The sequence below is a fragment of the Aeromonas sp. FDAARGOS 1416 genome, assembly GCF_019048085.1.
In the GTDB taxonomy this organism is placed as follows: Bacteria; Pseudomonadota; Gammaproteobacteria; order Enterobacterales; family Aeromonadaceae; genus Aeromonas; species Aeromonas veronii.
The window spans coordinates 3,340,291-3,365,122 of the sequence record NZ_CP077301.1 but is presented as its reverse complement, the minus strand read 5'-3'; the positions used below and the strand labels follow the sequence as shown (position 1 = coordinate 3,365,122).

The 24,832-nt window shown below is 55.4% G+C and carries 28 protein-coding genes, 1 other RNA gene and 1 riboswitch; of the genes, 26 read left to right on the top strand and 3 right to left on the bottom strand.

Annotated elements, in window-relative coordinates; translation table 11 throughout:
* The first annotated feature begins 107 nt into the window (after positions 1-107).
* From rsmI to lfiJ, 16 genes are all read left to right on the top strand, one after another.
* Positions 108-941: a 16S rRNA (cytidine(1402)-2'-O)-methyltransferase gene (rsmI, locus tag I6L46_RS15145; protein WP_005336254.1), complete on the top strand. Its 834-nt coding sequence runs from the start codon at positions 108-110 to the stop codon at positions 939-941.
* 156 nt (positions 942-1,097) lie between these two features.
* Positions 1,098-1,484: RNase P RNA component class A (gene rnpB, locus I6L46_RS15140), an RNA gene on the top strand.
* Positions 1,485-1,711: 227 nt separating this feature from the next.
* Entirely contained in the window at positions 1,712-2,584 is an 873-nt protein-coding gene (gene lfiM, locus I6L46_RS15135; RefSeq protein WP_216976199.1) for a lateral flagellar motor switch protein LfiM, read from the top strand.
* An 8-nt stretch (positions 2,585-2,592) separates the two neighbouring features.
* A complete protein-coding gene (gene lfiN, locus I6L46_RS15130; RefSeq protein WP_019444828.1) occupies positions 2,593-2,970 on the top strand; it encodes a lateral flagellar motor switch protein LfiN in 378 nt (125 codons plus the stop codon).
* A complete protein-coding gene (gene fliP, locus I6L46_RS15125) occupies positions 2,970-3,704 on the top strand; it encodes a flagellar type III secretion system pore protein FliP (protein ID WP_005336248.1) in 735 nt (244 codons plus the stop codon). Before lfiN ends, fliP begins: the two co-directional genes overlap by 1 nt.
* Position 3,705: 1 nt before the next feature.
* Entirely contained in the window at positions 3,706-3,975 is a 270-nt protein-coding gene (gene fliQ / locus I6L46_RS15120) for a flagellar biosynthesis protein FliQ (protein WP_005336246.1), read from the top strand.
* Positions 3,972-4,754: a lateral flagellar biosynthetic protein LfiR gene (gene lfiR / locus I6L46_RS15115; RefSeq protein WP_005336245.1), complete on the top strand. Its 783-nt coding sequence runs from the start codon at positions 3,972-3,974 to the stop codon at positions 4,752-4,754. Before fliQ ends, lfiR begins: the two co-directional genes overlap by 4 nt.
* Positions 4,751-5,887 carry a flagellar biosynthesis protein FlhB gene (gene flhB / locus I6L46_RS15110; protein WP_216976197.1) on the top strand — a complete coding sequence of 379 codons (1,137 nt, stop codon included), beginning with the start codon at positions 4,751-4,753 and terminating at the stop codon, positions 5,885-5,887. Before lfiR ends, flhB begins: the two co-directional genes overlap by 4 nt.
* 3 nt (positions 5,888-5,890) lie before the next feature.
* Positions 5,891-7,966, top strand: coding sequence for a lateral flagellar biosynthesis protein LfhA (gene lfhA / locus I6L46_RS15105; RefSeq protein WP_216976196.1), 2,076 nt, complete (start codon positions 5,891-5,893; stop codon positions 7,964-7,966).
* 175 nt (positions 7,967-8,141) lie between these two features.
* Positions 8,142-8,229, top strand: a riboswitch (cyclic di-GMP riboswitch).
* Between the two features lie 137 nt (positions 8,230-8,366).
* Positions 8,367-9,749 (top strand): sigma-54 dependent transcriptional regulator, encoded by a 1,383-nt coding sequence (lafK, locus tag I6L46_RS15100; protein ID WP_216978060.1) that lies wholly within the window; start codon positions 8,367-8,369, stop codon positions 9,747-9,749.
* Between the two features lie 3 nt (positions 9,750-9,752).
* Positions 9,753-10,082 (top strand): lateral flagellar hook-basal body complex protein LfiE, encoded by a 330-nt coding sequence (gene lfiE, locus I6L46_RS15095; RefSeq protein WP_216976193.1) that lies wholly within the window; start codon positions 9,753-9,755, stop codon positions 10,080-10,082.
* A gap of 17 nt (positions 10,083-10,099) precedes the next feature.
* Positions 10,100-11,842, top strand: coding sequence for a lateral flagellar M-ring protein FliFL (gene fliFL / locus I6L46_RS15090; protein ID WP_201986437.1), 1,743 nt, complete (start codon positions 10,100-10,102; stop codon positions 11,840-11,842).
* Positions 11,829-12,857 (top strand): lateral flagellar motor switch protein FliGL, encoded by a 1,029-nt coding sequence (gene fliGL / locus I6L46_RS15085; protein ID WP_040068863.1) that lies wholly within the window; start codon positions 11,829-11,831, stop codon positions 12,855-12,857. Before fliFL ends, fliGL begins: the two co-directional genes overlap by 14 nt.
* Before the next feature lie 12 nt (positions 12,858-12,869).
* Complete coding sequence (gene lfiH, locus I6L46_RS15080) at positions 12,870-13,562, top strand: lateral flagellar assembly protein FliH (RefSeq protein ID WP_216976191.1); 693 nt, start codon at positions 12,870-12,872, stop codon at positions 13,560-13,562.
* Complete coding sequence (gene lfiI, locus I6L46_RS15075) at positions 13,555-14,886, top strand: lateral flagellar FliI-like assembly ATPase LfiI (protein WP_216976189.1); 1,332 nt, start codon at positions 13,555-13,557, stop codon at positions 14,884-14,886. Before lfiH ends, lfiI begins: the two co-directional genes overlap by 8 nt.
* A 9-nt stretch (positions 14,887-14,895) precedes the next feature.
* Positions 14,896-15,309 (top strand): lateral flagellar protein LfiJ, encoded by a 414-nt coding sequence (lfiJ, locus tag I6L46_RS15070; RefSeq protein ID WP_040068866.1) that lies wholly within the window; start codon positions 14,896-14,898, stop codon positions 15,307-15,309.
* Positions 15,310-15,318: 9 nt separating this feature from the next.
* On the opposite strand, the gene I6L46_RS15065 is transcribed toward lfiJ, so the two are convergent.
* The 3 genes from I6L46_RS15065 to flgA form a co-directional block, all read right to left on the bottom strand.
* Entirely contained in the window at positions 15,319-15,762 is a 444-nt protein-coding gene (locus I6L46_RS15065; RefSeq protein WP_216976187.1) for a flagellar protein FlgN, read from the bottom strand.
* On the bottom strand, positions 15,759-16,034 hold the full coding sequence (flgM, locus tag I6L46_RS15060) for a flagellar biosynthesis anti-sigma factor FlgM (RefSeq protein ID WP_216976185.1): 276 nt from the start codon (positions 16,032-16,034) through the stop codon (positions 15,759-15,761). Before flgM ends, I6L46_RS15065 begins: the two co-directional genes overlap by 4 nt.
* Before the next feature lie 76 nt (positions 16,035-16,110).
* Positions 16,111-16,902, bottom strand: a complete 792-nt coding sequence (gene flgA, locus I6L46_RS15055) for a flagellar basal body P-ring formation chaperone FlgA (protein WP_216976182.1) — start codon at positions 16,900-16,902, stop codon at positions 16,111-16,113.
* 59 nt (positions 16,903-16,961) lie between these two features.
* Between flgA and lfgB the strand changes: the two genes are divergently transcribed.
* The 10 genes from lfgB to lfgK all read left to right on the top strand — a co-directional run bounded on the left by lfgB (position 16,962) and on the right by lfgK (position 24,831).
* Positions 16,962-17,351: a lateral flagellar basal body rod protein LfgB gene (gene lfgB / locus I6L46_RS15050; protein ID WP_019444816.1), complete on the top strand. Its 390-nt coding sequence runs from the start codon at positions 16,962-16,964 to the stop codon at positions 17,349-17,351.
* A 2-nt stretch (positions 17,352-17,353) separates the two neighbouring features.
* On the top strand, positions 17,354-17,779 hold the full coding sequence (flgCL, locus tag I6L46_RS15045) for a lateral flagellar basal body rod protein FlgCL (RefSeq protein ID WP_040068871.1): 426 nt from the start codon (positions 17,354-17,356) through the stop codon (positions 17,777-17,779).
* 3 nt (positions 17,780-17,782) lie between these two features.
* Positions 17,783-18,490, top strand: coding sequence for a flagellar hook assembly protein FlgD (locus I6L46_RS15040; RefSeq protein WP_216976180.1), 708 nt, complete (start codon positions 17,783-17,785; stop codon positions 18,488-18,490).
* Positions 18,491-18,508: 18 nt separating this feature from the next.
* The gene (gene flgEL, locus I6L46_RS15035) at positions 18,509-19,711 is read left to right on the top strand and encodes a lateral flagellar hook protein FlgEL (RefSeq protein WP_128834334.1); all 1,203 of its coding nucleotides are present in this window, start codon (positions 18,509-18,511) and stop codon (positions 19,709-19,711) included.
* 9 nt (positions 19,712-19,720) lie between these two features.
* Positions 19,721-20,455 (top strand): lateral flagellar basal-body rod protein LfgF, encoded by a 735-nt coding sequence (lfgF, locus tag I6L46_RS15030; protein ID WP_040068877.1) that lies wholly within the window; start codon positions 19,721-19,723, stop codon positions 20,453-20,455.
* A 78-nt stretch (positions 20,456-20,533) separates the two neighbouring features.
* Positions 20,534-21,319, top strand: coding sequence for a lateral flagellar basal-body rod protein LfgG (lfgG, locus tag I6L46_RS15025; RefSeq protein WP_040068879.1), 786 nt, complete (start codon positions 20,534-20,536; stop codon positions 21,317-21,319).
* On the top strand, positions 21,319-21,990 hold the full coding sequence (gene flgH / locus I6L46_RS15020) for a flagellar basal body L-ring protein FlgH (RefSeq protein WP_040068881.1): 672 nt from the start codon (positions 21,319-21,321) through the stop codon (positions 21,988-21,990). Before lfgG ends, flgH begins: the two co-directional genes overlap by 1 nt.
* 8 nt (positions 21,991-21,998) lie before the next feature.
* Positions 21,999-23,105, top strand: coding sequence for a lateral flagellar basal body P-ring FlgIL (gene fgIL / locus I6L46_RS15015; protein WP_040068883.1), 1,107 nt, complete (start codon positions 21,999-22,001; stop codon positions 23,103-23,105).
* Between the two features lie 8 nt (positions 23,106-23,113).
* Complete coding sequence (locus tag I6L46_RS15010; protein WP_019444809.1) at positions 23,114-23,512, top strand: rod-binding protein; 399 nt, start codon at positions 23,114-23,116, stop codon at positions 23,510-23,512.
* Positions 23,512-24,831 (top strand): lateral flagellar hook-associated protein LfgK, encoded by a 1,320-nt coding sequence (gene lfgK / locus I6L46_RS15005; RefSeq protein ID WP_216976178.1) that lies wholly within the window; start codon positions 23,512-23,514, stop codon positions 24,829-24,831. The genes I6L46_RS15010 and lfgK overlap by 1 nt, the downstream gene beginning before the upstream one ends.
* Position 24,832: the final 1 nt, after the last annotated feature.

Below are 24,832 nucleotides of genomic sequence, written 5' to 3'. Positions count from 1 at the left end.
GCTGCTTTGTAACCCGGTTCAAGTTCATTCCCCGACCAGTGTTGAAGTTCCCCATAGTGTAAACGGGCCAATATGGCGACACAATTGTCGGGGCACTCGGAGATCCCATGAGTGACATCCCAACCCTGTATATAGTCCCCACTCCGATCGGTAATCTGGCGGACATCACCCAGCGTGCATTGGACATTTTACGCAGTGTCGATCTGGTGGCCGCCGAAGATACCCGTCATACCGGTATCCTGCTCAGCCACTACCAAATCTCGGTGCCGACCTTCGCCCTGCACGATCACAACGAGCAGCAGAAGGCCGATGTACTGATCGGCCGGATCAAAGAGGGCAAGAGTGTTGCGCTGGTCTCCGATGCCGGCACTCCGCTCATCAGCGACCCCGGTTATCACTTGGTCACCCGCTGTCGTGAAGCCGGGGTCAAGGTGGTGCCGCTGCCCGGTCCCTGTGCTGCCATCACCGCCCTGAGCGCGGCCGGTCTGCCCACCGATCGCTTCGCCTTTGAGGGCTTCCTGCCTGCCAAGAGCAAGGGGCGTGACGATCGCCTGCAAGCCGTTATTGAAGACACCCGCTCGCTGGTGTTCTACGAATCCCCACGCCGTGTGCAGGATACAGTGGAAGCGATTGCTCGCATTCTCGGCGAGCGTCAGGTGGTGGTGTGCCGCGAGCTGACCAAGACCTTCGAGTCGATCCATGGTCTGCCAGCCTCCGAGATGCTGGCCTGGCTTGGTGAGGATGACAACCGCTGCCGCGGCGAGATCGTGCTGGTCGTGGCTGGCGCCTCCAAAGAGGAAGAGGATCTGCCAGCAGAAGCGATCCGTACCCTTGGGTTGCTAGTGACCGAACTGCCACTGAAAAAAGCGGCCGCCCTGACCGCCGAGATCCACGGCGTGAAGAAGAATGCCCTCTATAAATACGGTCTCGAGCACTATTGAGTCGGTTAATAGGTCGTCAGACTGTTTTTTGACCTGAGCAATCCCTTGTATCGACAATCAGTCAGCCTGTAAACGGGGGCCAAAGCGCGATAAATGGCTGTAAACGGGAATTGCCGGTTTACCCCGTGCGTATCGCAAGGCTATAATCCGCGCCTCGGAGTTGGCTGGGCAATCGCTGCTTCGTCGTTGTGTCCCTCGGGACAGACGGGCGGAGGGGAGGAAAGTCCGGGCTTCACAGGGCAGGGTGCCAGGTAACGCCTGGGGGGCGTGAGCCTACGACCAGTGCAACAGAGAGCAGACCGCCGATGGCCCGCAAGGGATCAGGTAAGGGTGAAAGGGTGCGGTAAGAGCGCACCGCGCGACTGGCAACAGTTCGTGGCACGGTAAACTCCACCCGAAGCAAGACCAAATAGGCCCCTATTGGCGCGGCCCGCGTTGGGGGCGGGTAGGTTGCTTGAGCCAGCGAGCGATTGCTGGCCTAGAGGAATGATTGCTACCCGGGGCAACCCGGTACAGAACCCGGCTTACAGGCCGACTCCGACCTCATTCCGCGTGAACCGTCACGCTAAAATCCCGGTGCCTAACGGCACCGGGATTTTTATTATTCACGCCGAGATGCACCGCATGGCGGCTTTCTGGAATTTGTAATAAAGTTCTCACCCTTTTTGGTCGATATACGTCGGCTGGACTGTCTGTATCTATCACACTGCTGGCCTGATGAGCGACCCTGTGGCAGTAAGGCGAGATGAAATGGTTAAGGTGGATTATTAATGTCATCAAGCAGCGCAATGCTCACACCTTCCCGGCTGCTTAGCGCAGAACGGGGCAGAACCCTGCCTCATTATGATCTGTTGGGTGTCGAGCGGTTAAACCACGCCCGTTTGAAGCAGGTCAATGGCCAGTTGAGCACATTTTCCCTGCAAGCTGCGAGTTGTATGGCCCAGCTGTTTAATAGTGCTGAGTGCGAACTGAATTATGGCGAGTTCGCCTTTTCCGGTCCGGCAGAGATAGATGACGCTCATATCTGGGTCGAGGCGAGAAGTCCGCTTGAACCACAGCGCGCCGTCTATTTCTCGATCGCACCTCTGGTCATCTATCGTCTTGCGGTCCTCTTTTTCGGCGGCACCTTGCAGCAAAAAGAGGAGCATGTTCAGTCTGGCAAAGGGTTGACCGATACCGAACAGCGGCTGTTATTGCGGCTTTGCCAGTATCAGGTTGATATCTGGTGTGCTTGTCTGGGGTTGGGGGATCTGAAGTGGCAGTTGCATGTCGTGCCACGTGATTCCATCGCCCACCGTCAGCTCTGGACCACGCAGGCAATCCTGCAGGCAGGTAATTGCACTCATCACTGGCAGATGTGGTTGCTTCCCCCCGAGGAGTCCATTTCTCCGGTCAGTCATTCCCTGCCGGAAGGTCAGCTGGAACAGGCTCTGACTCATGTCCCGGTTCGTCTGCGGGTGGTGATGGGCCAATTGTCCATGACGCTGGCGGATCTTGAGTGTCTCAAGGTGGGTGATGTGCTGTCACTGGACCTGCCTGAGGTGGTGCCAGCACTGATTGGCAGCCGTCCCTGCTTCAGTGGACGAATCGCAGAACACAAAGGCAGCCTGGTCTATCAGGTTGCGACGGTTGTAGAGGAGTAAATTGAATCATGAGTGAGCACAATATGAATGATCCGCTGGATCTGGATGGACTGGATCAACTGTTTGGTGACGACATCAGCATGCCCAGCGCAGCAGACTATTTGGCCCCCACCAGTAGCAGCAAACAGCGGGATCTCTCCTTCTTTCGCCAGATCCCGGTCAAGGTGACGCTGGAAGTGGCCAGTACCGAAGTGCCGCTCGGCGATTTGATGCGCGTCGAGGAGGGGGCTGTCATTGAGCTGGACAAGCTGGCAGGTGAACCGCTGGATGTGCGGGTGAATGGCCGTCTGCTTGCCAAGGGCGAAGTCGTCGTCGTGAATGGCAAATATGGTCTGCGCCTGGTCGATGTCATCGATACCAACCTGCTGGGTGGCATGGACGACTGATGCGCTATCTGCTGCTGACGCTGCTGTTATTTTCGCTGCCCGGCTGGGGGGCGGACATGACCCTGTTCTCGGTATCGCCAGGCGCTTCAGGGGGCGAGGACTATAACATCAAGTTGCAGATCCTCTTCTTCATGACCCTGCTGGGTCTGCTCCCGACCTTGTTACTGATGATGACCAGTTTTACCCGGATCATCATCGTGCTGGCCATATTGAGACAGGCACTTGGCCTGCAGCAGAGCCCTCCCAACCGGGTGCTTATCGGCATCAGTCTGATCCTGACTGTGGTGATTATGCGTCCGGTCTGGACGGACATGTATCAGAATGCGTTTGTTCCTTATGACCAGAATGAAATAACCCTGTCAGAGGGGATCGCCAAGGCAGAAAAGCCCCTGCGCAAATTCATGCTTGCCCAGACCCGTGAACCTGATCTGGAGCAGATGCTGCGTATCTCTGGCGAACCAACTACGGTAGCCAAAGAGGATGTGCCTTTCGGGGTGCTGTTGCCCGCGTTTGTATTGAGTGAGTTGAATACCGCATTTCAGATTGGCTTTATGCTGTTCATTCCCTTTCTGGTGATCGATTTGGTGGTCGCCAGCGTCTTGATGGCGATGGGGATGATGATGCTCTCCCCGCTGATCATCTCCTTACCCTTCAAACTGATGGTGTTTGTGCTGGTCGATGGCTGGTCGATGACCGTCGGCACCTTGGCCGCCAGCTTTGGTGGGGGAGGCTGATATGACCCCTGAGCAGAGCGTTGCCCTGGTTGGTGGCGCGGTCAATCTGGTGGTGACCATGGTCTCGGTGCTGATTGTACCGGGCCTGATCGTAGGTTTGGTGGTCAGTATTTTTCAGGCGGCCACCCAGATCCAGGAGCAGACGCTCAGTTTTCTTCCCCGTTTTATCGTGACGTTGATGACCCTTATCTTTACGGGTAACTGGCTGTTGTCGCAGATCACCACTTTGTTTCAGGATCTTTTTCTTAAAATCCCCGGGTTTATCGGATGAATTCGCTGCTGTCCCTCAGTGCTGCTGACCTGACCGCATGGTTGGGACAGTGGTGGTGGCCCTTTATCCGGATCGGTATGGCATTCTGGGTGATGCCGGTCTTTGGGGATACCCGGGTGCCTGCGCAAGTTCGCCTGATGCTGGCGTTCATCATCAGCCTGCTGCTCGCCCCCATGATGAAAGATATGCCGGTTGTCGATCCTTTCAGTGCCGGTGCGCTGGTCCTGGCGGTGGAGCAGCTGCTGTTTGGTTTGCTGTTTGGTCTGTGTGTCCAGTTGCTCTATATGGTGATGACCACAGCGGGGCAGATCCTCTCCATGCAGATGGGGCTCGCGATGGCGGTGATGAATGATCCGGTCAACGGTGATTCTGCCCCAATCATCAGTCAGGTCATGATGGTGTTCTGCGCCTTGCTCTTTCTGGGGCTGAATGGCCACCTGGTGGTACTGGATATTCTGGTACAGAGCCTGCGTAGCTGGCCGCCGGGTTCATCTCTGGATCTGATCGATATGAAAGGTGTGATCGGGTTGTTTGGCTGGTCTATCGGTGCCGCCCTGTTGCTGACGTTGCCTGCCGTTGTCGCCATGTTGATGGTTAACCTGACCTTCGGGGTGATGAACCGGACCGCCCCTTCGCTCAATATCTTCTCTCTCGGTTTTCCCATGACCCTGTTGCTCGGGTTGCTCACCATGGCGCTCTCCATCAGTGGTGTGCCCTCCCGTTATCTGGATTTGGTTACCCATGTGCTTGAGCAGCTGCGAGGCTTGACCCCGGCATGAGTCAGAACAGCGCACAGGACAAAACCGAAGAGGCCTCCAGCCAGAAACGCCAGAAAGCGAGAGATGAGGGGCAGATCGCCCGCTCAAAAGAGCTCAGTTCTGCCGGTTTGCTGCTGCTTGGCGGGTTGGTGATGCAGTGGATGGTGCCGGGGTTTGGCCAGTTCTTTGCCGAGTTGATGAAGCGTCCGCAGCGTTTTGACTGGCAAGGTGCCCGTGACCCGCAGATGATGATCCATTGGCTGGGGGAAGCGCTGATAAACATGCTATGGGTGCTGCTGCCCCTGTTTGGTTTTCTGGCTCTGATGCTGGTGTTGCTCAGCATAGTGCCGGGCGGTATGGCGTTGACCTGGAAAAAGCTGCTACCCAGTGGCGAGAAGATGAACCCTTTGAAGGGGCTGGGGCGCATGTTCTCCAAGAACAGCCTGATGGAGTTGCTGAAGTCACTGCTCAAGGTGACGCTGATCGGCGGCACGCTGGCGTTGATGTTAAATCATCAATGGCCTTCCTTGTTGATGATGAACCGGATGCCCCCTCAGGCGGCCCTCGAACAGGCGCTACGGATCCTCTCCCAGGCATTTATTCTGCTGGGGAGTGTACAGATGCTGATTGCCGTGCTGGATGTGCCCTATCAGCGCTGGTCGTTTAACAAGCAGCTCAGGATGACCAAACAAGAGGTCAAGGATGAGCACAAGAACAGCGAAGGGCGTCCCGAAATCAAAGCCAAAATCCGCCAGGTACAGGGAATGCTTGCCCGCGCGCGTATCGAGCAGCGGGTACCGCAGGCAGATGTGATTATCGTTAACCCGACCCATTATGCGGTGGCAATAAAATATGATGCGACTCGTGCCAATGCCCCTTTCGTGATTGCCAAAGGGGTCGACAGCATGGCCGAGCGGATCCGTCAGGTCGCCAAACAGCATGACAAAATGGTGATGAGCTTGCCCGAGTTGACGCGAGCCATCTATCACTCGACCAAGGTGGATCAGGAAGTCCCCGCAGGGCTGTACACGGCAGTTGCCTATGTATTGAACCATGTATTGCAGTTAAGGGCGTATGAGGCAGGCAAGGGGAGGAAACCGACCCCTCTTGCCCCGTTATATGTACCGCCCGAGTTACGTCAACCTGAGAGGTAAGTTGTGAACTGGCGTGTATTCACCCAATCCTATACCGCAATTCCGCTGATGTTATTGGCCATTCTGGCCATGATGATCCTGCCTCTGCCCGGTTGGCTGCTGGATGCGCTCTTTACCTTCAACATCGTGTTGGCGGTTCTGGTGTTGCTGGTATCCGTCTCGGCCCGCAGACCACTCGATTTCTCGGTATTCCCAACCGTGTTGCTGGTGGCCACCTTGATGCGACTGTCGCTGAACGTGGCCTCTACCCGGGTGGTGTTGCTGCACGGTCACGAAGGGCATGAAGCAGCCGGTAAGGTCATCCAGGCATTCGGTGAGGTCGTGATCGGTGGCAACTATGTCGTCGGTCTGGTGGTCTTCGTGATCTTGATGATCATCAACTTTGTGGTGATCACCAAGGGTGGTGAGCGGATTTCGGAAGTATCCGCCCGCTTCACTCTGGATGCTATGCCCGGCAAGCAGATGGCCATCGATGCCGATTTGAATGCCGGCACCATGGATCAGCATCAGGCCAGGGCTCGCCGTGAGGAGATCGCACGAGAAGCAGACTTCTATGGTGCAATGGATGGTGCTTCCAAGTTCGTTCGTGGTGACGCGATAGCTGGCATGTTGGTGCTGATCATCAACCTGGTGGGTGGGTTGGCCATCGGTATCTTCCAGCATGCCTTGCCCGTCGCGGAGGCCTTCCAGCGCTATGCACTGCTGACCATTGGTGATGGTCTGGTTGCCCAGATCCCGTCCCTGCTGATGTCGACTGCTGCGGCTATTATCGTGACTCGGGTCAGCGATGAGGGTGAGATGGCTGATCAGGTTGGTCAGCAGATCCTGGCATCCCCTCGCGTTATCTATACCTCTGCAACCATCATGCTGATCCTGGGTCTGGTACCCGGGATGCCGATGCTCGCATTCCTCAGTTTCGCAGCTGTACTGGCCTGGACAGGTTGGAGTGTCAGCAAGCGAGCCGTCAATGTGCCGGATCTGGATGCAGCGCAAGAGCTGACTCGTCAAATGATTCAGCCTGAACAGCAGGCACTGGAGTGGCAGGATTTGCCGCCAGTTGATACGGTCGCCATCGAGCTTGGTTATCGTCTGGTGCCTTTGGCTGAAACGGATAAAGGGGCTGAACTGCTTGCCCGGGTGCGCGGGATCCGTAAAACCCTCTCCGAGCAGTACGGTTTTCTGCTCCCCGAGATCCGGGTGCGCGACAATCTGCAATTGCAGCCGGATCAGTACCGGATCAAGCTGTCCGGCGTCGCGTTAGCGACGGGGAATGTGGATTGTCAGCGCTTGATGGCCATCAGCAGTGGTGAGACCTATGGCGCGCTAGATGGCGAGTTGACCCAGGACCCGGCCTACGGCATGAGTGCGGTCTGGATCTCCCCTGAACAGAAGGCCAAGGCCCTTAATCTTGGTTACTCGGTGGTGGATTCGGCCACCGTGATTGCCACTCACGCCAGCAAGTTGTTACGTGAACAACTTGATGCGCTGTTTGGTCACGATGAAGTTGGCAAGCTGGGCCAATACCTAGCCAGTCAGTCCCCCCGGTTGGCTGAAGAGCTGAATCTGGCGCTGACCCAGATGCAGCAATTGAGAGTTTTTCGTCAATTGCTAAAGGAGCAGGTCAGTCTTACCGATATACGAACCGTTGCCACGACGCTGCTGGATGCGAGCGAGCTGACCAAAGATCCTGTCTTGCTAGCATCCGATGTGCGCTGTGCCTTGAAGCGCCAGATTGTGCGGCAGGCCATTGGTAATCGGGATGTGCTGGCTACGTTTACGCTGGATGATCGCCTTGAGCAGACATTGCTGGCTGCAATGAATCAGTCACAACAGCAGGGCAAAATCCAGCTGGACAGCTTCCCGGTTGATCCACAACTGCTGGCCCAATTGCAGCAAAATATGCCGTTGGTGAAGGAGCAGTTGCAGCAGTTGGGACATGCCCCTGTGTTGGTTGTTATGCCGCAACTGAGACCGTTAATAGCCCGTTATGCCCGATCATTTTCAAAGGGACTCAAAGTGCTTTCTTATAATGAAATACCGGAAGAGTTACGGGTAGAGGTAATTGGTACACTTGGTTAATTGCTGTTGGATAAATGCGCTGATGGGGAAGTGTTTTTTCCGCCTTTGCTTGAATTGCCGTATGAATACTATATGATGTGGCGAAAATTGACGCAGCAATGTGTGAAAGTTAAATAACAAAAACAATATTAATTGTGTTGCTACACGCCTAGGCAATCAGGTCGGGCGTGTTATCACATTGTAAGGGCAAACTGAACTGAAAAGTCAGGACGCAAAGCCTCCGGTCTAACAGCATGAAAGCTAATGACAGCGGGGTTACCAAGGTGAATTTGGATACAATATCGTTACCATATGGATACAAGGTTGTGCTGTTTTTCAGTATCACCTTGTATTGATCCTTTGTGTCTGATGCTTCAGCTCTATTGATTGTCCTATTCACAGTCACAGGTATCAGATGTCTATGTCTTCGGGATTATCAATAAATAAAAAAATCGGGTTGTGTGGTGATGGTTCTGCTGAACCACATATATTATTGATTCAACCGTTAGTCGCTAGGAATGAGGTTGTAAATATTCTCTCCAGAGAAGGCCTTAGAGTATCAACGGTTAATTCTGTAAAACAGTCAAAGAGCATTATTGCTGACAATAATGTTCATCTTATATTGCTCGATATGGATGCCATGACCGAGCTTGGGCCACGTATTCTGCATGAGTTTGAAGGGCTCGATTGTGTCATTATGGTTAATGAGCATCAGGCCGCAATTGCTGCAGAAGCCATGTGTGCCGGAGCTATAGATTATATTGTCAAACCCTTCCGTTCCCAGCAATTGCTCGATGCTGTACGTGGTGCTTTACGCCTTCGTCAGGCGATCCCCAATCTTATCGCTGTGTCGCCCATGAGCCTGCAGGTCTTGCAACTGGCTCGACGTGCCGCCAAAACCTCCGCCACCATTCTGATTGGTGGTGAGTCAGGCACCGGTAAAGAGCGGTTGGCCCGTTATATTCATGATATGTCAGTCAGGTCTGAAAAACCGTTTGTTGCAATTAATTGCGCTGCCATTCCTGAGACAATGCTCGAATCTATTCTCTTTGGCCATAATAAAGGTGCGTTTACCGGTGCTATATCTGCCCAACCTGGCAAGTTTGAGTTGGCACAGGGGGGTACCCTGTTATTGGACGAAATATCTGAATTATCTTTGAACTTGCAAGCAAAGTTATTACGGGTTTTACAGGAGAAAGAAGTGGAGCGGCTTGGTAGTAATCAAACGATTGCGCTTGATGTTCGTATCATTGCCGCCAGCAATAAAGATCTGCGTACTTTGGTTGCTAATGGATTGTTCCGTGAAGATCTGTTTTATCGTCTTGATGTTTTGCCTATGAGCTGGCCCGCATTGCGTGATCGCCCTGACGATATTATTCCTCTGGCCAACTATTTTCTTGAGCGTTATGCACCTCAGCAGGGTTATCGCCTGAGTAAGCAGGCGTGCCAATTGCTGTTGTCTTATGAATGGCCAGGAAATGTGCGAGAGCTTGATAATGTTATGCAACGCGCATTAATTATGGCGCGCGGTTTGCATATACAGTCCGTCGATTTGATGTTGCCAAACTGTATTCTTCCCGAAGAAACAGTCGCATCAGACACGTGGCATGCTCCCGAGGGGTTGAGTGAAACCCGGCGGCATGCCGAGTTCCAATTTGTATTAGAGACCTTGCGCCGCTTTCGTGGCCATCGTACCCGCACAGCCGATGCACTGGGCATGACAACCCGGGCACTGCGCTACAAGCTTGCGGCGATGCGTGAGCAAGGCATTGATATTGAACAGCAGATTCAAGCAGAGGGATAAAGAATGGAGATTCAAATGATGCCATCGCAGGTGACGCTCCTGCAACAGATGCAGGAGATGCAGCGTGTCGCCAGTCAGACACCGTCCATCGAATCCAATAGTGATGTATCGGGAGCATCGTTTTCAGATGCTATGCACGACGTAGTCGGGCGTGTCAATGAACAGCAAAATATTGCCTCAAAATTGATGGCATCCGTCGATGCGGGACAGAGTGACGATCTGGTGGGGGCCATGGTGGCGAGTCAAAAAGCCGGCTTGAGTTTTTCAGCCTTGATGCAGGTTCGCAACAAGCTGATGACCGGTTTTGACGACATTATGCGCATGCCACTTTGAGGTAACAGATGACTGAACTGGTAACATCTCCTCAGGGGGCTGCCCCTGATTCGCTCAAAATCAGGTTGCAAGAGGGGCTACGCAATTGGCGTACCCTCTCCCGTGACAATAAATCGATCCTGACTATTGCTCTGCTGGCTGCCATTGTGGCCGGTACCATAGTCGTTATCCTTTGGACCTCCAGCAAAAACTATGTGCCCCTGTATGGCAAACAGGAGCTATACGATACCGCCAACATCATGGAGATGCTGGAGAAAGAGCAGGTACCTTTCCGTCTGGAAAAGAGCACCGGTCAGGTACTGGTTCCTGAAAATCAGCTGGCTCATGTCCGGATGGCACTCGCTGCGCGAGGGGTGCGTGCAGCCATGCCGTCGGGTCTGGAAGGGCTGGACAATGTAACCGGGTTGGGTACCAGCGAATTTATGGAAGGGGCGCGTTATCGTCATGCCCTGGAAGGGGAGCTGGCCCGCACCATCATAGCGCTCGATGCCGTGCGCAGTGCCCGTGTTCATCTGGCTATTCCGAAGCGCACGCTATTCGTTGGACGCGATGAGGAGAAACCCAGCGCGTCAGTAATGCTCGATATGCAACCGGGCCAATCCATCGAAGCGGGTCAGGTCGAAGCGATAGCCAACCTGGTGGCGGGTAGTATTTCCGGAATGAAACCTGGTGCCGTGACCGTGGTTGATCAATCCGGCCAGTTGCTCAGCGCAGAGCTGGGGGACAAGGTCGGGTTTGGCAAGCAGAGCGTCCAACAGATGGAGTATGTCCGCAAGCTGGAACAATATATCCGTCAGCGCGCCAATGACATGCTCTATCCCATGCTGGGCAGCACCAATTTCAAGGTGCAGATCGCGGCAGACGTGAACTTCAATGCCGTCGAAGAGACCCAGCAGCAGCTCGATCCGCAAGGTGTGGTGACTCAAGAGTCCAACAAGTCCGACAAGACCATCGATGCGCTGGCGATGGGGATCCCGGGGGCGTTATCCAACCGCCCGCCTGAAACGGCGGCAAAAGATGAAAAGGCTGGTGCTGACAAAGGCAATGCAAATGCCAATACCGCGACACAACAGAACGACACTCGTACCGAGCGTCAGGAAATCAGCAAGCAGTACGAAAACAGTCGCACCATAGTGCACACCCGTTACCAGCAGGGGCGGCTGGAGCGAATTAACGTCTCCATTCTGCTTAACCAGCAGATCGCACCAGAAGGAGGTTGGAGTGCCGAGCAACTGACACAGATCCGTCAGATGGTGGAGCGTGCAGTCGGTTTCGATGAGACGCGTGGCGATCAGATCAGCCTGCAGGCCTTCGATTTCAATGGTGCAGTACAAGTAGCCGCGCCCGAATCCAGTTGGTGGGAAACCCCTTACTGGCAAGACTCCCTGCGTTATCTGGTCGGCGGTTTGCTTGGCCTGACACTGGTCTTCTTCGGTATTCGTCCGCTGGTGAAACATCTGGTTCGTACCCAGCAGCAGCCGGATATGGAAATGAGTGAGACTGAGGAAGATCTGGAGCCCACCGTCGGATTGTCGATGCGCAGTGATGACCTTCAACCTCCGGTCACATTGTCCAGTGGCTTGATCCATGCAGACAATGAGATTGAACCCCAATTCACATCATTGGATTTGGACTCACTGCCAGAGCCGGGATCTGAACTTGAAGTGCAACTCAAGCATTTGCAGTTGTTGGTGGAAAAAGATACCGCCCGCGTGGCGGAGGTTTTCAAAGCGTGGGTGAGTGGCAATGAACAGCGTTAACTTGAATCAGAGTGCTGTCGATATCGATATCGACAACCTTGAGAAGGCCGCCATCTTGTTGCTGAGCATGGGGACAGAGTCAGCAGCCAAGGTGATGCAGAAGCTCTCCCGTGATGAGGTGCAGCGGTTGATATCCAAGATGGCCGCGCTCTCTGGCGTCAGTGCTATCGAAGCGAAATGGACATTGCAACAGTTCTTCAATCAATACCGTGAGCAGAGCGGTATTGGCAGTGCCTCACGGGAGTATCTGGAGCAGACGCTGGATCTGGCGTTGGGCCAACGTCTCTCCCGCAGCCTGCTCGACAGTTTGTATGGCGATGTGATGAGTCAGGATATCCAGCGTTTGCAGTGGGTGCCAGCCGATGTACTAGCTCGTTTCTTCCGTAATGAGCATCCCCAGATGCAGGCTGTGCTGCTGGCCTTCCTGCCGCCTCAGACTGCGTCCGCCGTGCTAGATGCCTTGCCCGGATCGGTACACGATGATTTGTTGGTGCGTGTCGCCAGTCTCACCAGTGTCAGTGAACATGTGCTGGGCGAGCTCAGGCTGACGCTGGATCGCTGCCTCACCTATGTGGCGGATCAATCCGGTGCCAAGGTAAACGGGGTGCGGCAGGTAGCCGATATTCTCAACCGTTATCAGGGTGACAAGGAGCAGATGCTTTCCCTGCTGCGTGAGCACGATGGTGATATGGCGTTTGAGATCGAGAAGAACATGTTCGACTTTATGACGTTACGCCGTCAGAGCGACGACACCTTGCAGCGATTGGTGCAGGAATTGCCCAGCGAATTGCTGGCACTGGCTCTCAAGAATACCGACCCTGGCTTCCGCAAAGTTATTCTGGGGGCTATGCCGAAACGGATGGCTCAGGCGCTGGACGATCAGATCCAGAACCAGGGCAGTGTCTCTTTGCGAAAGGTCGAACAGGCAAGAGAGGAGGTCATGCAATTGGTCCGCGAGTTGGTGGAGCAGGGCGAGATCGAGTTCCAACTGTTCGAAGAGCCTACCGTCAGCTAACAGGAGGCATTTATGAGCCAGTATGTGCGTAAATTGGTGCCTGGCGCGACCAGACTGTATCGCTTCCCTGCGCTCGGTCAGAGCGGGGAAGAAGCACAGAGTCAACAAGAACAGTTTGAATATGGTTACCAGCAGGGACTGGAGCAAGGCCACGACGAAGGTTATCAGGCTGGTTATCAGCAAGGGCTGACCAGCGGCCTGCAGGAAGGCGAGAGCACCGGTTTGCAACAAGGGCAAACCCGCGGGTTTGCTCAGGGCCTTTCAGAGGGGCGCGCTGCCTTCGAACAGGCGATGTTGCCGTTTGCCAAGCTGCAAGAGCAGTGGGAGTCACTGAGCCGGGCCCGAATGGCCGAGCAGAAAGAGCTGATTGCCCAGCTGGTAGCGCAGGTTGCCAAGCGGGTCATCATGGCGGAGTTTACCCTCAATCCGCAGCAGGTGATGAATCAGGTCGAGCAGGCGCTGGCTACTTTGCCGAGTGAGTCGGAAGAGCTGGTGATCTACCTCAACGAGGAAGACCGGCAGCGACTCGCCGAGCAGGGGGTGACTCGCTGCGAAGGGTGGCCATTGCAAGTCGATGCATCGCTCGGGGTAGGGGATGCCCGTATCGAAACCCGCGCTGCCGTCGTCGAGGTGAGCACCAGCTCCCGTCTGGCAACCTGCATCGAACAGCTCAACAGCTCGCTGGACGTGCCACAAGATGCATGAAGCCTTGCAGCAGGCACTGACCAGTGCGCTGGATCATCTGGATGAACTACCCGCATTTCGTCGCTTTGGCCGGTTGGTGCGAGTCACTGGTTTGACTCTGGAAGTAGTCGGCTGTCAACTGGTGATGGGGCAGCGTTGTCGTGTCAGCACGGCAAGTGGCGCCCCCTTGCTGGCCGAGGTGGTCGGTTTTAACCGGGATATCTCTTACCTGATGCCGCTGCAGCCGATGAGTGGCCTCTTCGCGGGGGCTCAGGTCGAACCGATCGATGGAGAGGAAACCGTTCGGCTTGGTCGTCATCTGCTGGGGCGGGTACTCGATGGACTGCTGCAGCCCCTCGACGGACAGCCATTACCCGACGTTGGTGACAGTGTCCCCCTGTTTGCTCTTCCCCCCAATCCACTATTGCGAACCCCGGTACGTGAACCGCTGGATGTCGGTATCCGTGCCATCAATGGCCTGCTGACGGTTGGCAAGGGTCAACGTTTGGGGCTGTTCGCCGGCTCGGGGGTCGGCAAGAGTATGTTGCTGGGCATGATGACCCGCAATACCGCAGCCCAGATTGTGGTGGTGGGACTGATCGGTGAGCGGGGCCGTGAAGTGCGCGAATTCATCGAACACAGTCTGGGGGCGGAAGGTCTGGCTCGCGCCGTGGTCATCGCGGCGCCAGCAGATCAATCTCCCCTGATGCGGTTGCGAGCGGCCCAGCTATGCCACCGGATTGCCGAGTATTTCCGTGAGCAGGGGCAGGATGTGCTGCTGCTGATGGATTCACTGACTCGCTATGCCCAGGCGCAGCGGGAAATTGCGTTGGCTATCGGTGAACCCCCCGCGACCCGGGGCTATCCGCCCTCGGTATTCAGCATGCTGACCCAGCTGGTGGAGCGAGCCGGTAACGGCACGCATCCGGATGGCAGTCTGAGTGCTTTCTACACCGTGCTGGCGGAAGGGGATGACCAACAGGATCCGGTGGTCGATGCGGCGCGCGCCATTCTCGATGGTCATATCGTGCTGACCCGCCGTCTTGCGGAAGAGGGCCACTATCCAGCCATCGATATCGGTGCCTCGGTCAGTCGGGTTATGCCACAAGTCGTGCCTGCCGAATGGCAAAAGCTGGCGGTCACCTTGCGCCAGCTGTGGGGACGCTATCAGCAGGTGCGTGAACTGCTGCCACTGGGCGGTTATCAACCCGGGGCCGATCCGCAGATGGATGAGGCTGTTCAGCGTTATCCGGGGATTGCCGCATTCCTGCAGCAAGGCTTGCATGAAGAGATGGCCTTTGAACAGGTGATGGTTGGTCTCAAGCAGGTGCTGGGGCAGGGATAAGGATTCGTTATGCTGAAGTCTTATCTGGGGTTGCAACAGGAAGAGCTGGAAAATCTTGGTGCTGAGCGTCAGCGTTTGCGGGAGCTGGCGTTGCGGGAAGAGCAGCGAGCACACAAATTGCAGGAAGTGATCTCCTCGTTGCGACCCGGTTCCGACAAGTTTCACCCTTTGCTATGGCAAAACAAGCAACAGATGGATGGCCAGTTGCGCCGTTTGCTCTCCCATCAGGTGCAGCAATCGGCGCTGGCCAGACTGGATCTGGAGCGCCACGAAGGGGAGCTGGTCCGGCAGTTCGGACGGGTCAAGGGGTTGGAGCTATTGCTGGCAAGACGTGATGATGTTGCTCGTCAGCAGCAGGAGAGGCGGGATCAGCTACAGCTGGATGAGCTGGCGAGTTTGCGTCACCTGACCTGTAAAGAGTAAGGCGGAAGGTTAATCCGTAATGCTGTCCGGGTCGCGATAACCTGAATCTTGTCCCAACAGTGAATGAATCGTCTCCATCTGGCCTGCCAGCAGACGGCCATTGAGATCATTCTGGCGTAGACACTGGTGCAGCAGCTGTTCAAGCTGTTGCCATTGATTGGCGACCGTGGTGCGCAGGGGAAGTGGCAGCTTGGCTATCAGGGTGGCCATCCCCTTCTCATCGGGTTTGAGGCCCAATGCCTGCAGCTGCTGGCAACGCAATTTTGCCTGTTGTGTCACCTTGGCCATCAGTTCGGTCTGCTGTTCGTTATGGACTTGCAGACCATCGACATCGTGGCTTGCCAGCAGTGCATGCTGGCGTAGCAACAGGGCGGTGAGTTCGGTATAGTGGCCGTAATCCTGCTGGATCCCGAGGAGCAATGCCTTGACGGTGGCCTTGGTATCCACGCTCATCGGCGATGCATATCCAGAATGGCTTGACCCAGCGCATCCAGATCGATCTCCAGCTTGCCTTCACTGATGGCTTTGCGGATCTCGTTGACCTTGTCCATGTCGATGTCGGATGTGGTGGCCAGCTGGCTGCGGGCGTTGGCGACTGACTGCGCTGTGCTGCTGATCCGGGCTTCGGATGACTGTGAAGATTTAGTTTCCGGTTTGGCCGTCACATCCGGTTTGCGGCCAGACTGGTTTTGAATATAGAGCGGGTCAGTTCGGGTAATTTTCATAACGTAACTTCCTGATGGTCTGTCTATGACAAGCGACCCAAGGCTTGTCGAACTTGAATCAAATTGCGATCTTGGTTCAAAAACGGGTTTCAACTTCCCCTATATCAGTCACCCATGCCTGTATCTGTTTGCCAGAGCTAAGATTTTTCACTCTGATCCCGTCGCCTATTGCGCCATTATCGAGGGCTTCCCCTCTGGTTGTGGCGGAGAACTCTCCCTCCCCTGCACGAATAAGTACCCCTTCTCCCTGTTTGACCGCCCAACTCTTTTGTAAATCGAGCTCACCGATGAGCTGTCCGCTTCTCAGATGTCGGTTGCTTTTATGGCCTAACAGGGAGTGATTGCTCGGGATAAACCCGCGTTGTACACGGCTGACATCCAGCTCTTTCTCTACCAGATCGCTGGCACTGATGGCCTGACCTTTTGCGATATCCCGTGCTGCAACCCAGACCGGCAACAGTAACGAGACCTCTACCCGCCCGCGCACCTGCCAGGCGGGGTCGGTGCACTCGATGAGATAGGGGCGCCGTCCCCAGGGTTGCCGATATTGGCCACCTGCTTGTAACGAGAGTGAATGTGAGGGGCAGGGAGGGAGATGCTCGACGGAAGGGGCAAGCCAGACTCGAAATTCTCCTGTGGTTACAGGCCATCCCTGCTGGGTGATGTAGCCCTCAAGACTTTTACGGGCATCCTGTTCAAGCAACTGCTCAAGCATGTCGCTTTGTGCTTGCGGCGTGCCATGGGCTGGCGCGCCTGATAGCAACCAAAGCACACCGGCCAATTTCCACACGGGAAGTCGTACTTCCTCATTTCTCGCTGTATTGAGGTTAATGAGGTGCGCTAACCGCTTGATATCAGGTCTTTTCATGATTGGCATGAGTCTTGATAAGGAAAACACCGGTCTGAGTGAACGATAAAGGATGAAGCATGAGTATCTCATTTGACAGCGCCCTCGGCGTACACCCTTATGCCCTCGATGTCAGGGCTGAGCGGGCGCGGATTTTGGCGGGGAATCTGGCCAACGTGGATACACCGGGCTATCTGGCTCGGGATGTCGATTATAAGACGATTCTGGGCCGTGTCGCCCAACAAGTTGCTGCGGGTGAAGAGAGCCAGGCTATCAGCCAGGGCGCCATGCGTGACGATATGCGTCACCCCCTCTATCGCATTCCTTATCAGGTCTCCATGGATGGTAATACCGCTGAGTTGGGCGTGGAGCAGGGCAAGTTTGCCAACAATGCCACCGATTTCCAGACCAGTCTCACTTTCCTCAATATGAAAATTACCGGGATCGCCAAGGCGATTGAGGGCCGTTAACCATGTCGTTCAACAAGATTTATGACATCGCAGGCAGTGCTATGCGTGCCCAGACCGTGCGGCTGGATACCGTAGCCTCCAACCTGGCCAACGTGGATAGCGCTGCCGCCAGTGAAGATGCTGCGTTTCGTGCCATCAAGCCGGTTTTTTCCACTCTCTATCAGAAGATTCAGGATGCCGATGGCCTCGGCGCTGCGTCGGTGCAAGTGGCGGGTATCGTGCAGTCCGACCGTCAGGTCGAGAAACGGCTGGAACCGACCAACCCGATGGCCGATCAGGATGGTTTTGTTTACTACTCCAACGTCAACGTGGTGGAAGAGATGGCCGACATGATGAGCGCCTCTCGTGGTTTTGAAACCTCGGTGGAGGTGATCAACCGCATTAACAGCATGCAACAGGGGCTGTTGCGTCTTGGTCAGGGAGTCTAAGTCATGAGTCTGCCACAGATCAGTAGCCTGGATACGGCGCGCGGTACAGCACAGACCAATACCGATCCCAAGATCGCCAGCAATGGCAGTGGTGCTGCTCAGGATGTGCAAGCCAACCAAAATGGTGGCATGCAACTGCGCAATGAATTTCTGCAGATGATGGTGGCGCAGATCCAGAACCAGGATCCCACCAACCCGCTTGATGGTGCCCAGTACGTGGCTCAGCTGGCCCAGTTCAGCATGGTTGAAGGGGTCGAAGGGCTGAAGAAGCTCCAGCTCCAGAGCAATACCAAGATGGATACCCAGCAGGTGTTAGAGAGTACCGCGTTGGTCGACAAAGAGGTCATGGTGCCTAGCAAAACCCTCAAGCAGCAGCAAGAGCACAAAATCCGCGGTCAGATCGAGTTGCAAGGTACGGCGGAACAGGTGGATCTCAAGGTATATGACCAGCATGGCGTGCTGGTAGCGAGCAAGAGCTGGGGTGACAGCAAGGCGGGTGGGCTGGATTATGAATTGCCCCCTCTTCCAGCCGGGGAGTACCGCTTTGAGGTCAAGGCCTCGGCAGGCAAGATCCTGGTGGGGGCCAAAAATTATGTGGCGAGCAAGGTGGAACGTGTTGCCTTGCCCGGTACGGGAGAAATCATGCTGCAGGTTGCCGGTGTGGGCGATGTCCCGCTCTTCAGTGCAATCCAGTTCGGCAAATCAGCGTAATCAGAGAGGAGCGACACTGTGTCTTTCAGTATCGGATTGAGCGGCCTGCGCGCCGTAAACCAGGAATTGAGTATTATCAGTAACAACGTAGCCAATGCCAGTACCGCGGGCTTCAAATCCAGCCGCGCCGAATTTGCGGCAATTTACGGTGGTGGTCAGGCTGGCGGTGTCGAGATGAACAACGTCTCCCAGAATTTTGACCGCAATGGTGATATGACTCGTACCGGTCGCGGGCTGGACCTGGCGATTTCTGGCAGTGGTTTCTTCGTGCTGAAAGATGGCAGCGGCCAGACGTCCTATACCCGTGCCGGTATGTTCCAGCGTGATAATGCCAACTACCTGACCACTGCAGGCGGTACGCGGTTGCAAGGTTATACAACGGATGACGCGGGCAAGCTGCAATCTGGTGTGGTTGGTGATATCCAGGTCAAGGCGGGCAGCCTGCCTGCCAAGCCATCCGACAAACTGGAGTTTGTGGCTAACCTGAAAGCCGATGCCAGTATCATCCCGGTTGACCCTAAATTTGATCCAAACAAGTCGAATACCTTCAGCTATTCACAGTCCAGCAAGGTTTATGATTCGCTGGGAACTGAACATACCGTCACCCAGTATTTTGTGAAAAAAGGGGCCAATGCCTGGGATGTTCATTACAGCTTTAATGGAGCAGATGTGACGCCTGCTGCCGGTGCCAAAATGATTTTTGATCCCAATGGCAAGTTGGATACTGGTGCTTCCACCATTCCTCCCTCCTTGGCCCTGAAGCCTGCGGGTGCCTCGCCGATTGAATTGCAATTGGACATGAGCCGAGTCAGCCAGTATGCCTCTGACTTTAATGCCACCCGCAACCAGTCCAATGGTTATACCGCTGGGGATTTGACCGGGGTACGTGTGGATGGAGATGGCGGTGTCTACGCGACCTTTACCAACGGTCAGAGCCTGTTGCAGGGGCAGGTCGTGATGGCGAACTTCACCAATCCCAATGGCCTGCTGCAGACCAACAATACTTCTTGGCAGCAATCTTTCAGCTCAGGGCAGCCTGTACTGGGGGCACCGGGAACCGGCACCATGGGCAAGCTGACCGCCGGGGCTTATGAGAGCTCCAACGTTGATCTGACCGGTGAACTGGTAAGCCTGATGACTTCCCAGCGTAACTATCAGGCCAACGCCAAGACCATCAGTTCGGCTGACAAGATGAGCCAGATCCTGTTCAACTCCTTCTAAGGGTAATCCGTGGAAAAGCTTATCTACACAGCCATGTCCGGGGCACAACATACCCTGATGGCTCAGCAGATCCGTGCAAATAATCTGGCCAACGTCAACACAGCAGGCTTTCGGGCTGATTTTGAGCGGGTTTCGGCTTATGCCCTGACTGGCGATGGTTACCAGAGTCGGGTGATGGCCAAGGAGGAGATGGCGGGCACCAATTTCAAGGCTGGCCCTCTGATGCAGACCGGTCGCAAGCTGGATGTGGCGATTCGTGGCGAAGGCTTTCTTGCCGTACAGACTGAGGATGGCAAAGAGGCCTATACCCGTGCTGGTAACCTGGAAGCGGATGCTGACGGGCTGTTGACCCTCAATGGTCGGCCGGTACTGGGGGAGGGGGGCGAGCTGGTGCTGCCCGCTTATCGTGACATCAGTTTCGGCAAGGATGGCACTCTGAGTATCACTCCTCCGGGGGGCGGCGCCCGGCTCGATGTGGGGCGTCTGAAACTGGTCAATCCAGAGCCAGCCGAATTGGTCAAAGGTCATGACGGTCTGTTCCGGATGCGTCAGGGAGAGGATGCAGAGGTCAGTGACCAGGTGGTGATGGCATCCGGTTTTCTGGAAGGGGCCAACGTCAATGCCGTGGATGAATTGGTGAGCAGCATGTCATTGACCCGCAACTTCGAACTGCAGGTCAAGTTGATGAAAGCAGCGGATGATCAGGCTCGTCAGGGAGCCAAATTGATTTCCGGTCAGGGTTGATTTTGACGGCATCGGGCAGATACCCGATGCCTTGCCACATCCCAGTGGATGAGGCTTGATGAATAAGGTGGAATAACAATGCACGCAGCATTATGGGTCAGTAAAACAGGTCTGTCGGCACAAGATGCCAAGATGTCCAGTATCTCCAACAACCTGGCTAACGTGAATACGGTCGGTTTCAAGCGCGATCGGGTGGCATTTGAAGATCTTTTCTATCAGGTGCAGCGCCAGCCGGGTGCTCAGCAGGATCAGCAGAATCTGGCGCCTATAGGTATTCAGATGGGTAATGGTGTGCGGGTAGTGGGTACCCAGAAGGTCTTCACCTCCGGCCAATTCCAGAATACCAATCAGGAGCTGGATATGGCGGTGGTCGGTGCCGGTTTCTTCGGCGTCGAGCGCCCGGATGGCGAGACGGCCTATACCCGCAATGGTCAATGGCATCGCAATGCCGAGGGGCAACTGGTTAACGCGGATGGTTTGCCCATGGTACCGCAGATCCAGATCCCCGATAACGCTACCAAGATCTCCATTGGTACGGATGGTACCGTCAGTGCATCTTTGCCGGGTCAGCAAGAGAGTGTCGAGCTGGGCCGTATCACCCTGACCAACTTCGCCAACCCGGCCGGTCTGGAAGCCCTCGGTGGCAACCTCTACCGTGCAACCGGCGCGTCCGGTGAGCCGATTGAAGGTGTGCCTGGTGAGGAGGCGATGGGGGCCGTCAAGCAATTCGCGCTGGAGAGTTCCAACGTGAACGTGGTCGAGGAGATGGTCGACATGATCACGACTCAGCGGGCTTACGAGATGAATGCCAAGGTGGTCTCTTCTGCCGACCAGATGCTCAAGTTTGTCACTCAGGCACTGTAATGATGAAGTCGATGCTGCGTTATATCTGGTTGGTATTGCTGTTGGGCGGCTGTGCCACCTATGAGCTGCAGGCACCCGAGCCGGGTGACGAGAAATGGGCACCATCCCGTCCCAAGGTGACCGCGACTGCGCAGGGCGAAGATGGTGGCCTCTATCGGGGCAACTACATGATGACCCTGTTTCAGGATCGGCGTGCTTACCGTGTTGGTGACATTCTCACCGTGGTGCTGGAAGAGCGTACCCAGTCGAGCAAGAAAGCCAATACCAGCATGAGCAAAAACAGCAGCATGAATGTGCCGGCCCCCTCTATTGGCGGTAAACTGCGCCCCGACTGGGGGGCCGCCCTCAGTGCCGATCGGGATTTTGATGGTGGAGCGACCTCCAGTCAGCAAAATACCCTGGCAGGTTCCATTACCGTGACCGTAGCAGAAGTGATGCCCAATGGTGTGCTGGGGATCCGCGGTGAAAAGTGGATCCGCCTCAATCAGGGGGATGAGTATATCCGCTTGGGCGGCATGGTGCGGGTCGAGGATATTGACCAGAGCAACCGTATCTCGTCCCAGCGCATTGCCGATGCCCGCATCACCTATGCCGGTCGTGGAGCCCTTGCAGACAGTAACCAGATGGGGTGGCTGGGCCGCTTCTTTAGCTCGGCGTTTGCGCCATTTTGAGGAATCACATGAACAGATGGTTTATCGCCCTGCTGTGTCTCTGCTTGCCCTGGTTTAGTCAGGCTGCCGCACCGGCCAAACGAGCCTTGCTGGATATTGCCGATGTGCAGGGGCTGAGAACCAACCAGCTGGTGGGTTATGGTCTGGTGGTCGGTCTCTCCGGGACCGGTGACAAAAGCCAGGTCAAATTTACCGGCCAATCCATGGCCAACATGCTCAAACAGTTTGGTGTGCAGCTACCGGACGATATCGATCCCAAGCTCAAGAACGTGGCAGCCGTTTCGGTTCAGGCCACGCTACCCGCCTTGGCTGGCAAGGGGCAGTTGCTCGATGTGACCGTGACTTCCATTGGTGATGCCAAGAGTCTGCGTGGCGGCTCTCTGCTGCTGACCCCCCTGCGTGGTATCGACGGTGAAGTCTATGCCGTGGCGCAGGGCAATCTGGTTGTCGCCGGGGTGAAAGCGGAAGGGCAATCAGGTTCATCGGTCACGATTAACGTGCCGACAGCTGGGATTATCCCCAATGGCGCCACCATCGAGCGAGAGGTGGTGAGCAATTTTGCCGAAAAGCCGGAAGTGACCCTCAATCTGCACCAACCCAACTTCAAGACCGCGCGCAATGTGGAGCGAGCCATCAACCATCAGCTGGGGCCGGTTGCCCGAGCGGTGAGTGCCGGGCGGGTTCAGGTTGCAGCCCCCAGGGACGAGAGCCAGCGCATCGCGTTTATGGCCCTGCTGGAGGATATCAAGGTGGATCCGGGTCAGGAGCGGCCGAAGGTGGTCTTCAACAGTCGAACCGGCACTGTGGTGATGGGGCAGGGGGTCAAGGTTCACAAGGCTGCCGTCAGTCATGGCAGTCTGACGGTGACCATTGGCGAGAGTCAGACGGTCAGTCAGCCCAACGCATTCTCCAACGGGCAGACCACCACGACCCCCAACTCCAAGATCCAGGTCGATCGGGAACGTAACAACATGTTTGTCTGGCCGGATGGTACTTCTTTGGAAGTGATCGTCAAGGCTGTCAACTCACTCGGGGCAACCCCCGATGATGTCATGGCCATCTTGCAAGCGCTCAATGAGGCTGGCGCCCTTGAGGGTGAGCTGGTGGTTATCTAAGGACTATCATGACCAGAATTAGCTCGGATCCCGGTTTTTATCAGGATCTCAATGAATTGCAGCAAATCAAAAGCAACCCGGATCAGCGTGCCGCGCTGGATGCTGCAGCCGGTCAGTTTGAAGTCAGTTTTCTGCAAACCGTGCTCAAACATATGCGCTCGGCGACGGATGCCCTGCAGGATGAGGACGACAAGATTATCAAGGGACAATCCCTCTATCGCGATATGTATGACAGCCAGTTGGCGATGAGCATGGTCAAACGTGGTGGCATCGGTCTGCGGGAGCAGATGGTCAACCAGCTGGCTCCGTCATTAAAGAATCCGGACGGGGTGGTCGCTTCAGAGCAGCAGACCCTGGCTGCATTCAGCCAGCCTCTCAACTCGGTAAAAATGAAGAAGGTTGACTGATGTCACTGCTCAATATCGGCGCCAGCGGACTAAATGCAGCCCAGATTGCATTGAACCTGACCGCCCAGAATATCGCGAACGTCAATACCATCGGGTATAGCCGTCAGGAAGCCATGATGGGCAGTCTGTCCGGTTTCGGGCGGCTGGATAATGGTGCCGGTGTCGAGGTGACAGGGGTACGCAGGGTAACGGATGACTATCTGGTAGCCCAACACTGGCGTAGCCGTGCGGCCACCGGTTCCTCTTATGCCTTTCATCAGTACATCAATACGACAGAGCAGTTGCTGGGCAGTGAGTCGATGAATATCGCAAAAGGGCTCGACAGCTTTTTTGCTTCGCTCAGTGCTGCGCTCGACAGTCCGGAAACACCGGCACAGCGCAGCCAGATTGTCAGTTCAGCAGGGGCGCTTGCTAACCGTTTTACCCAGCTTGACGAGAGCATGGTCACCCAGGAAAAGCAGATCGATGATCAGCTGAACAGTACGGTTTTCCAAGTGAACAGTTACTTGAAGCAACTGGCTGAGCTGAACATGCAGATTGGCGATCAGACAGCCAAGGCAGTTAATACCGCTGCGCTGGAAGATAGTCGCGAACAGATTGTGCGTGAGTTGTCTGCCTATATGGAGGTGCGGGTCAATCGTCAAAGCGATGGCTCGTTTGCGCTCAGTCTGCCGCAAGGACAGCCGTTGGTCTTGGGAAGCAGCAGCAGTACCCTCGCGCTTGCGGGCGATAAACTCAGCCTCGCTTTCGGTGGGCAGACGTTTGAGGTGCCTAAATTGCATGGTGGCTCTCTGGCGGGGGTAATGGATTATCGCACTACAGTGCTGCGTCCACTGCGTGGTGAGCTGGATCAGATAGCCAAAAAGCTGGCTGATGAGTTTAATGCCAAACAAGAGACCGGCTCTGATTTGAAGGGGGCGAAAGGCAAACCCCTCTTCTCATACGACCCGCTTAATCCTTCAGGTTCCCTGCGCGTTGTCGCCGGTTTTTCCGGTAGCGACCTTGCCTTTGCCAAGACCGGCGGCGGTAAGGGCGATAACCGCAACCTGCAGGAGTTGCTGACCATCAAAGATAGCCAGTACAACGCATACAGTGCGCTGCTGGGCAAGATGGCGGTGCAGAGTGGTCAGGCCAAGGCGACCATGCAGGCCGATGCCAATATGGAAAAACAGATGGCGACCAAGCTGAGCAGTGTCAGCGGTGTAAATACAGATGAAGAAGGGGTGAAGATCATGGCGTATACCAAGGCTTATCAGGCCAATGCCAAGGTGATCAGTACCTCCGAACAGCTCTTCAACTCCATTCTGAACATGTTCTGAG

What these genes read in the sequence shown, in the direction of transcription:
- rsmI (WP_005336254.1), top strand. Translation starts at nt 108, where the DNA reads ATGAGTGACATCCCAACCCTGTATATAGTCCCCACTCCGATCGGTAAT.
- lfiM (WP_216976199.1), top strand. Translation starts at nt 1,712, where the DNA reads ATGTCATCAAGCAGCGCAATGCTCACACCTTCCCGGCTGCTTAGCGCA.
- lfiN (WP_019444828.1), top strand. Translation starts at nt 2,593, where the DNA reads ATGAGTGAGCACAATATGAATGATCCGCTGGATCTGGATGGACTGGAT.
- fliP (WP_005336248.1), top strand. Translation starts at nt 2,970, where the DNA reads ATGCGCTATCTGCTGCTGACGCTGCTGTTATTTTCGCTGCCCGGCTGG.
- fliQ (WP_005336246.1), top strand. Translation starts at nt 3,706, where the DNA reads ATGACCCCTGAGCAGAGCGTTGCCCTGGTTGGTGGCGCGGTCAATCTG.
- lfiR (WP_005336245.1), top strand. Translation starts at nt 3,972, where the DNA reads ATGAATTCGCTGCTGTCCCTCAGTGCTGCTGACCTGACCGCATGGTTG.
- flhB (WP_216976197.1), top strand. Translation starts at nt 4,751, where the DNA reads ATGAGTCAGAACAGCGCACAGGACAAAACCGAAGAGGCCTCCAGCCAG.
- lafK (WP_216978060.1), top strand. Translation starts at nt 8,367, where the DNA reads ATGTCTTCGGGATTATCAATAAATAAAAAAATCGGGTTGTGTGGTGAT.
- lfiE (WP_216976193.1), top strand. Translation starts at nt 9,753, where the DNA reads ATGGAGATTCAAATGATGCCATCGCAGGTGACGCTCCTGCAACAGATG.
- fliGL (WP_040068863.1), top strand. Translation starts at nt 11,829, where the DNA reads ATGAACAGCGTTAACTTGAATCAGAGTGCTGTCGATATCGATATCGAC.
- lfiH (WP_216976191.1), top strand. Translation starts at nt 12,870, where the DNA reads ATGAGCCAGTATGTGCGTAAATTGGTGCCTGGCGCGACCAGACTGTAT.
- lfiI (WP_216976189.1), top strand. Translation starts at nt 13,555, where the DNA reads ATGCATGAAGCCTTGCAGCAGGCACTGACCAGTGCGCTGGATCATCTG.
- lfiJ (WP_040068866.1), top strand. Translation starts at nt 14,896, where the DNA reads ATGCTGAAGTCTTATCTGGGGTTGCAACAGGAAGAGCTGGAAAATCTT.
- I6L46_RS15065 (WP_216976187.1), bottom strand. Translation starts at nt 15,762, where the DNA reads ATGAGCGTGGATACCAAGGCCACCGTCAAGGCATTGCTCCTCGGGATC.
- flgM (WP_216976185.1), bottom strand. Translation starts at nt 16,034, where the DNA reads ATGAAAATTACCCGAACTGACCCGCTCTATATTCAAAACCAGTCTGGC.
- flgA (WP_216976182.1), bottom strand. Translation starts at nt 16,902, where the DNA reads ATGAAAAGACCTGATATCAAGCGGTTAGCGCACCTCATTAACCTCAAT.
- lfgB (WP_019444816.1), top strand. Translation starts at nt 16,962, where the DNA reads ATGAGTATCTCATTTGACAGCGCCCTCGGCGTACACCCTTATGCCCTC.
- flgCL (WP_040068871.1), top strand. Translation starts at nt 17,354, where the DNA reads ATGTCGTTCAACAAGATTTATGACATCGCAGGCAGTGCTATGCGTGCC.
- I6L46_RS15040 (WP_216976180.1), top strand. Translation starts at nt 17,783, where the DNA reads ATGAGTCTGCCACAGATCAGTAGCCTGGATACGGCGCGCGGTACAGCA.
- lfgG (WP_040068879.1), top strand. Translation starts at nt 20,534, where the DNA reads ATGCACGCAGCATTATGGGTCAGTAAAACAGGTCTGTCGGCACAAGAT.
- flgH (WP_040068881.1), top strand. Translation starts at nt 21,319, where the DNA reads ATGATGAAGTCGATGCTGCGTTATATCTGGTTGGTATTGCTGTTGGGC.
- fgIL (WP_040068883.1), top strand. Translation starts at nt 21,999, where the DNA reads ATGAACAGATGGTTTATCGCCCTGCTGTGTCTCTGCTTGCCCTGGTTT.
- I6L46_RS15010 (WP_019444809.1), top strand. Translation starts at nt 23,114, where the DNA reads ATGACCAGAATTAGCTCGGATCCCGGTTTTTATCAGGATCTCAATGAA.
- lfgK (WP_216976178.1), top strand. Translation starts at nt 23,512, where the DNA reads ATGTCACTGCTCAATATCGGCGCCAGCGGACTAAATGCAGCCCAGATT.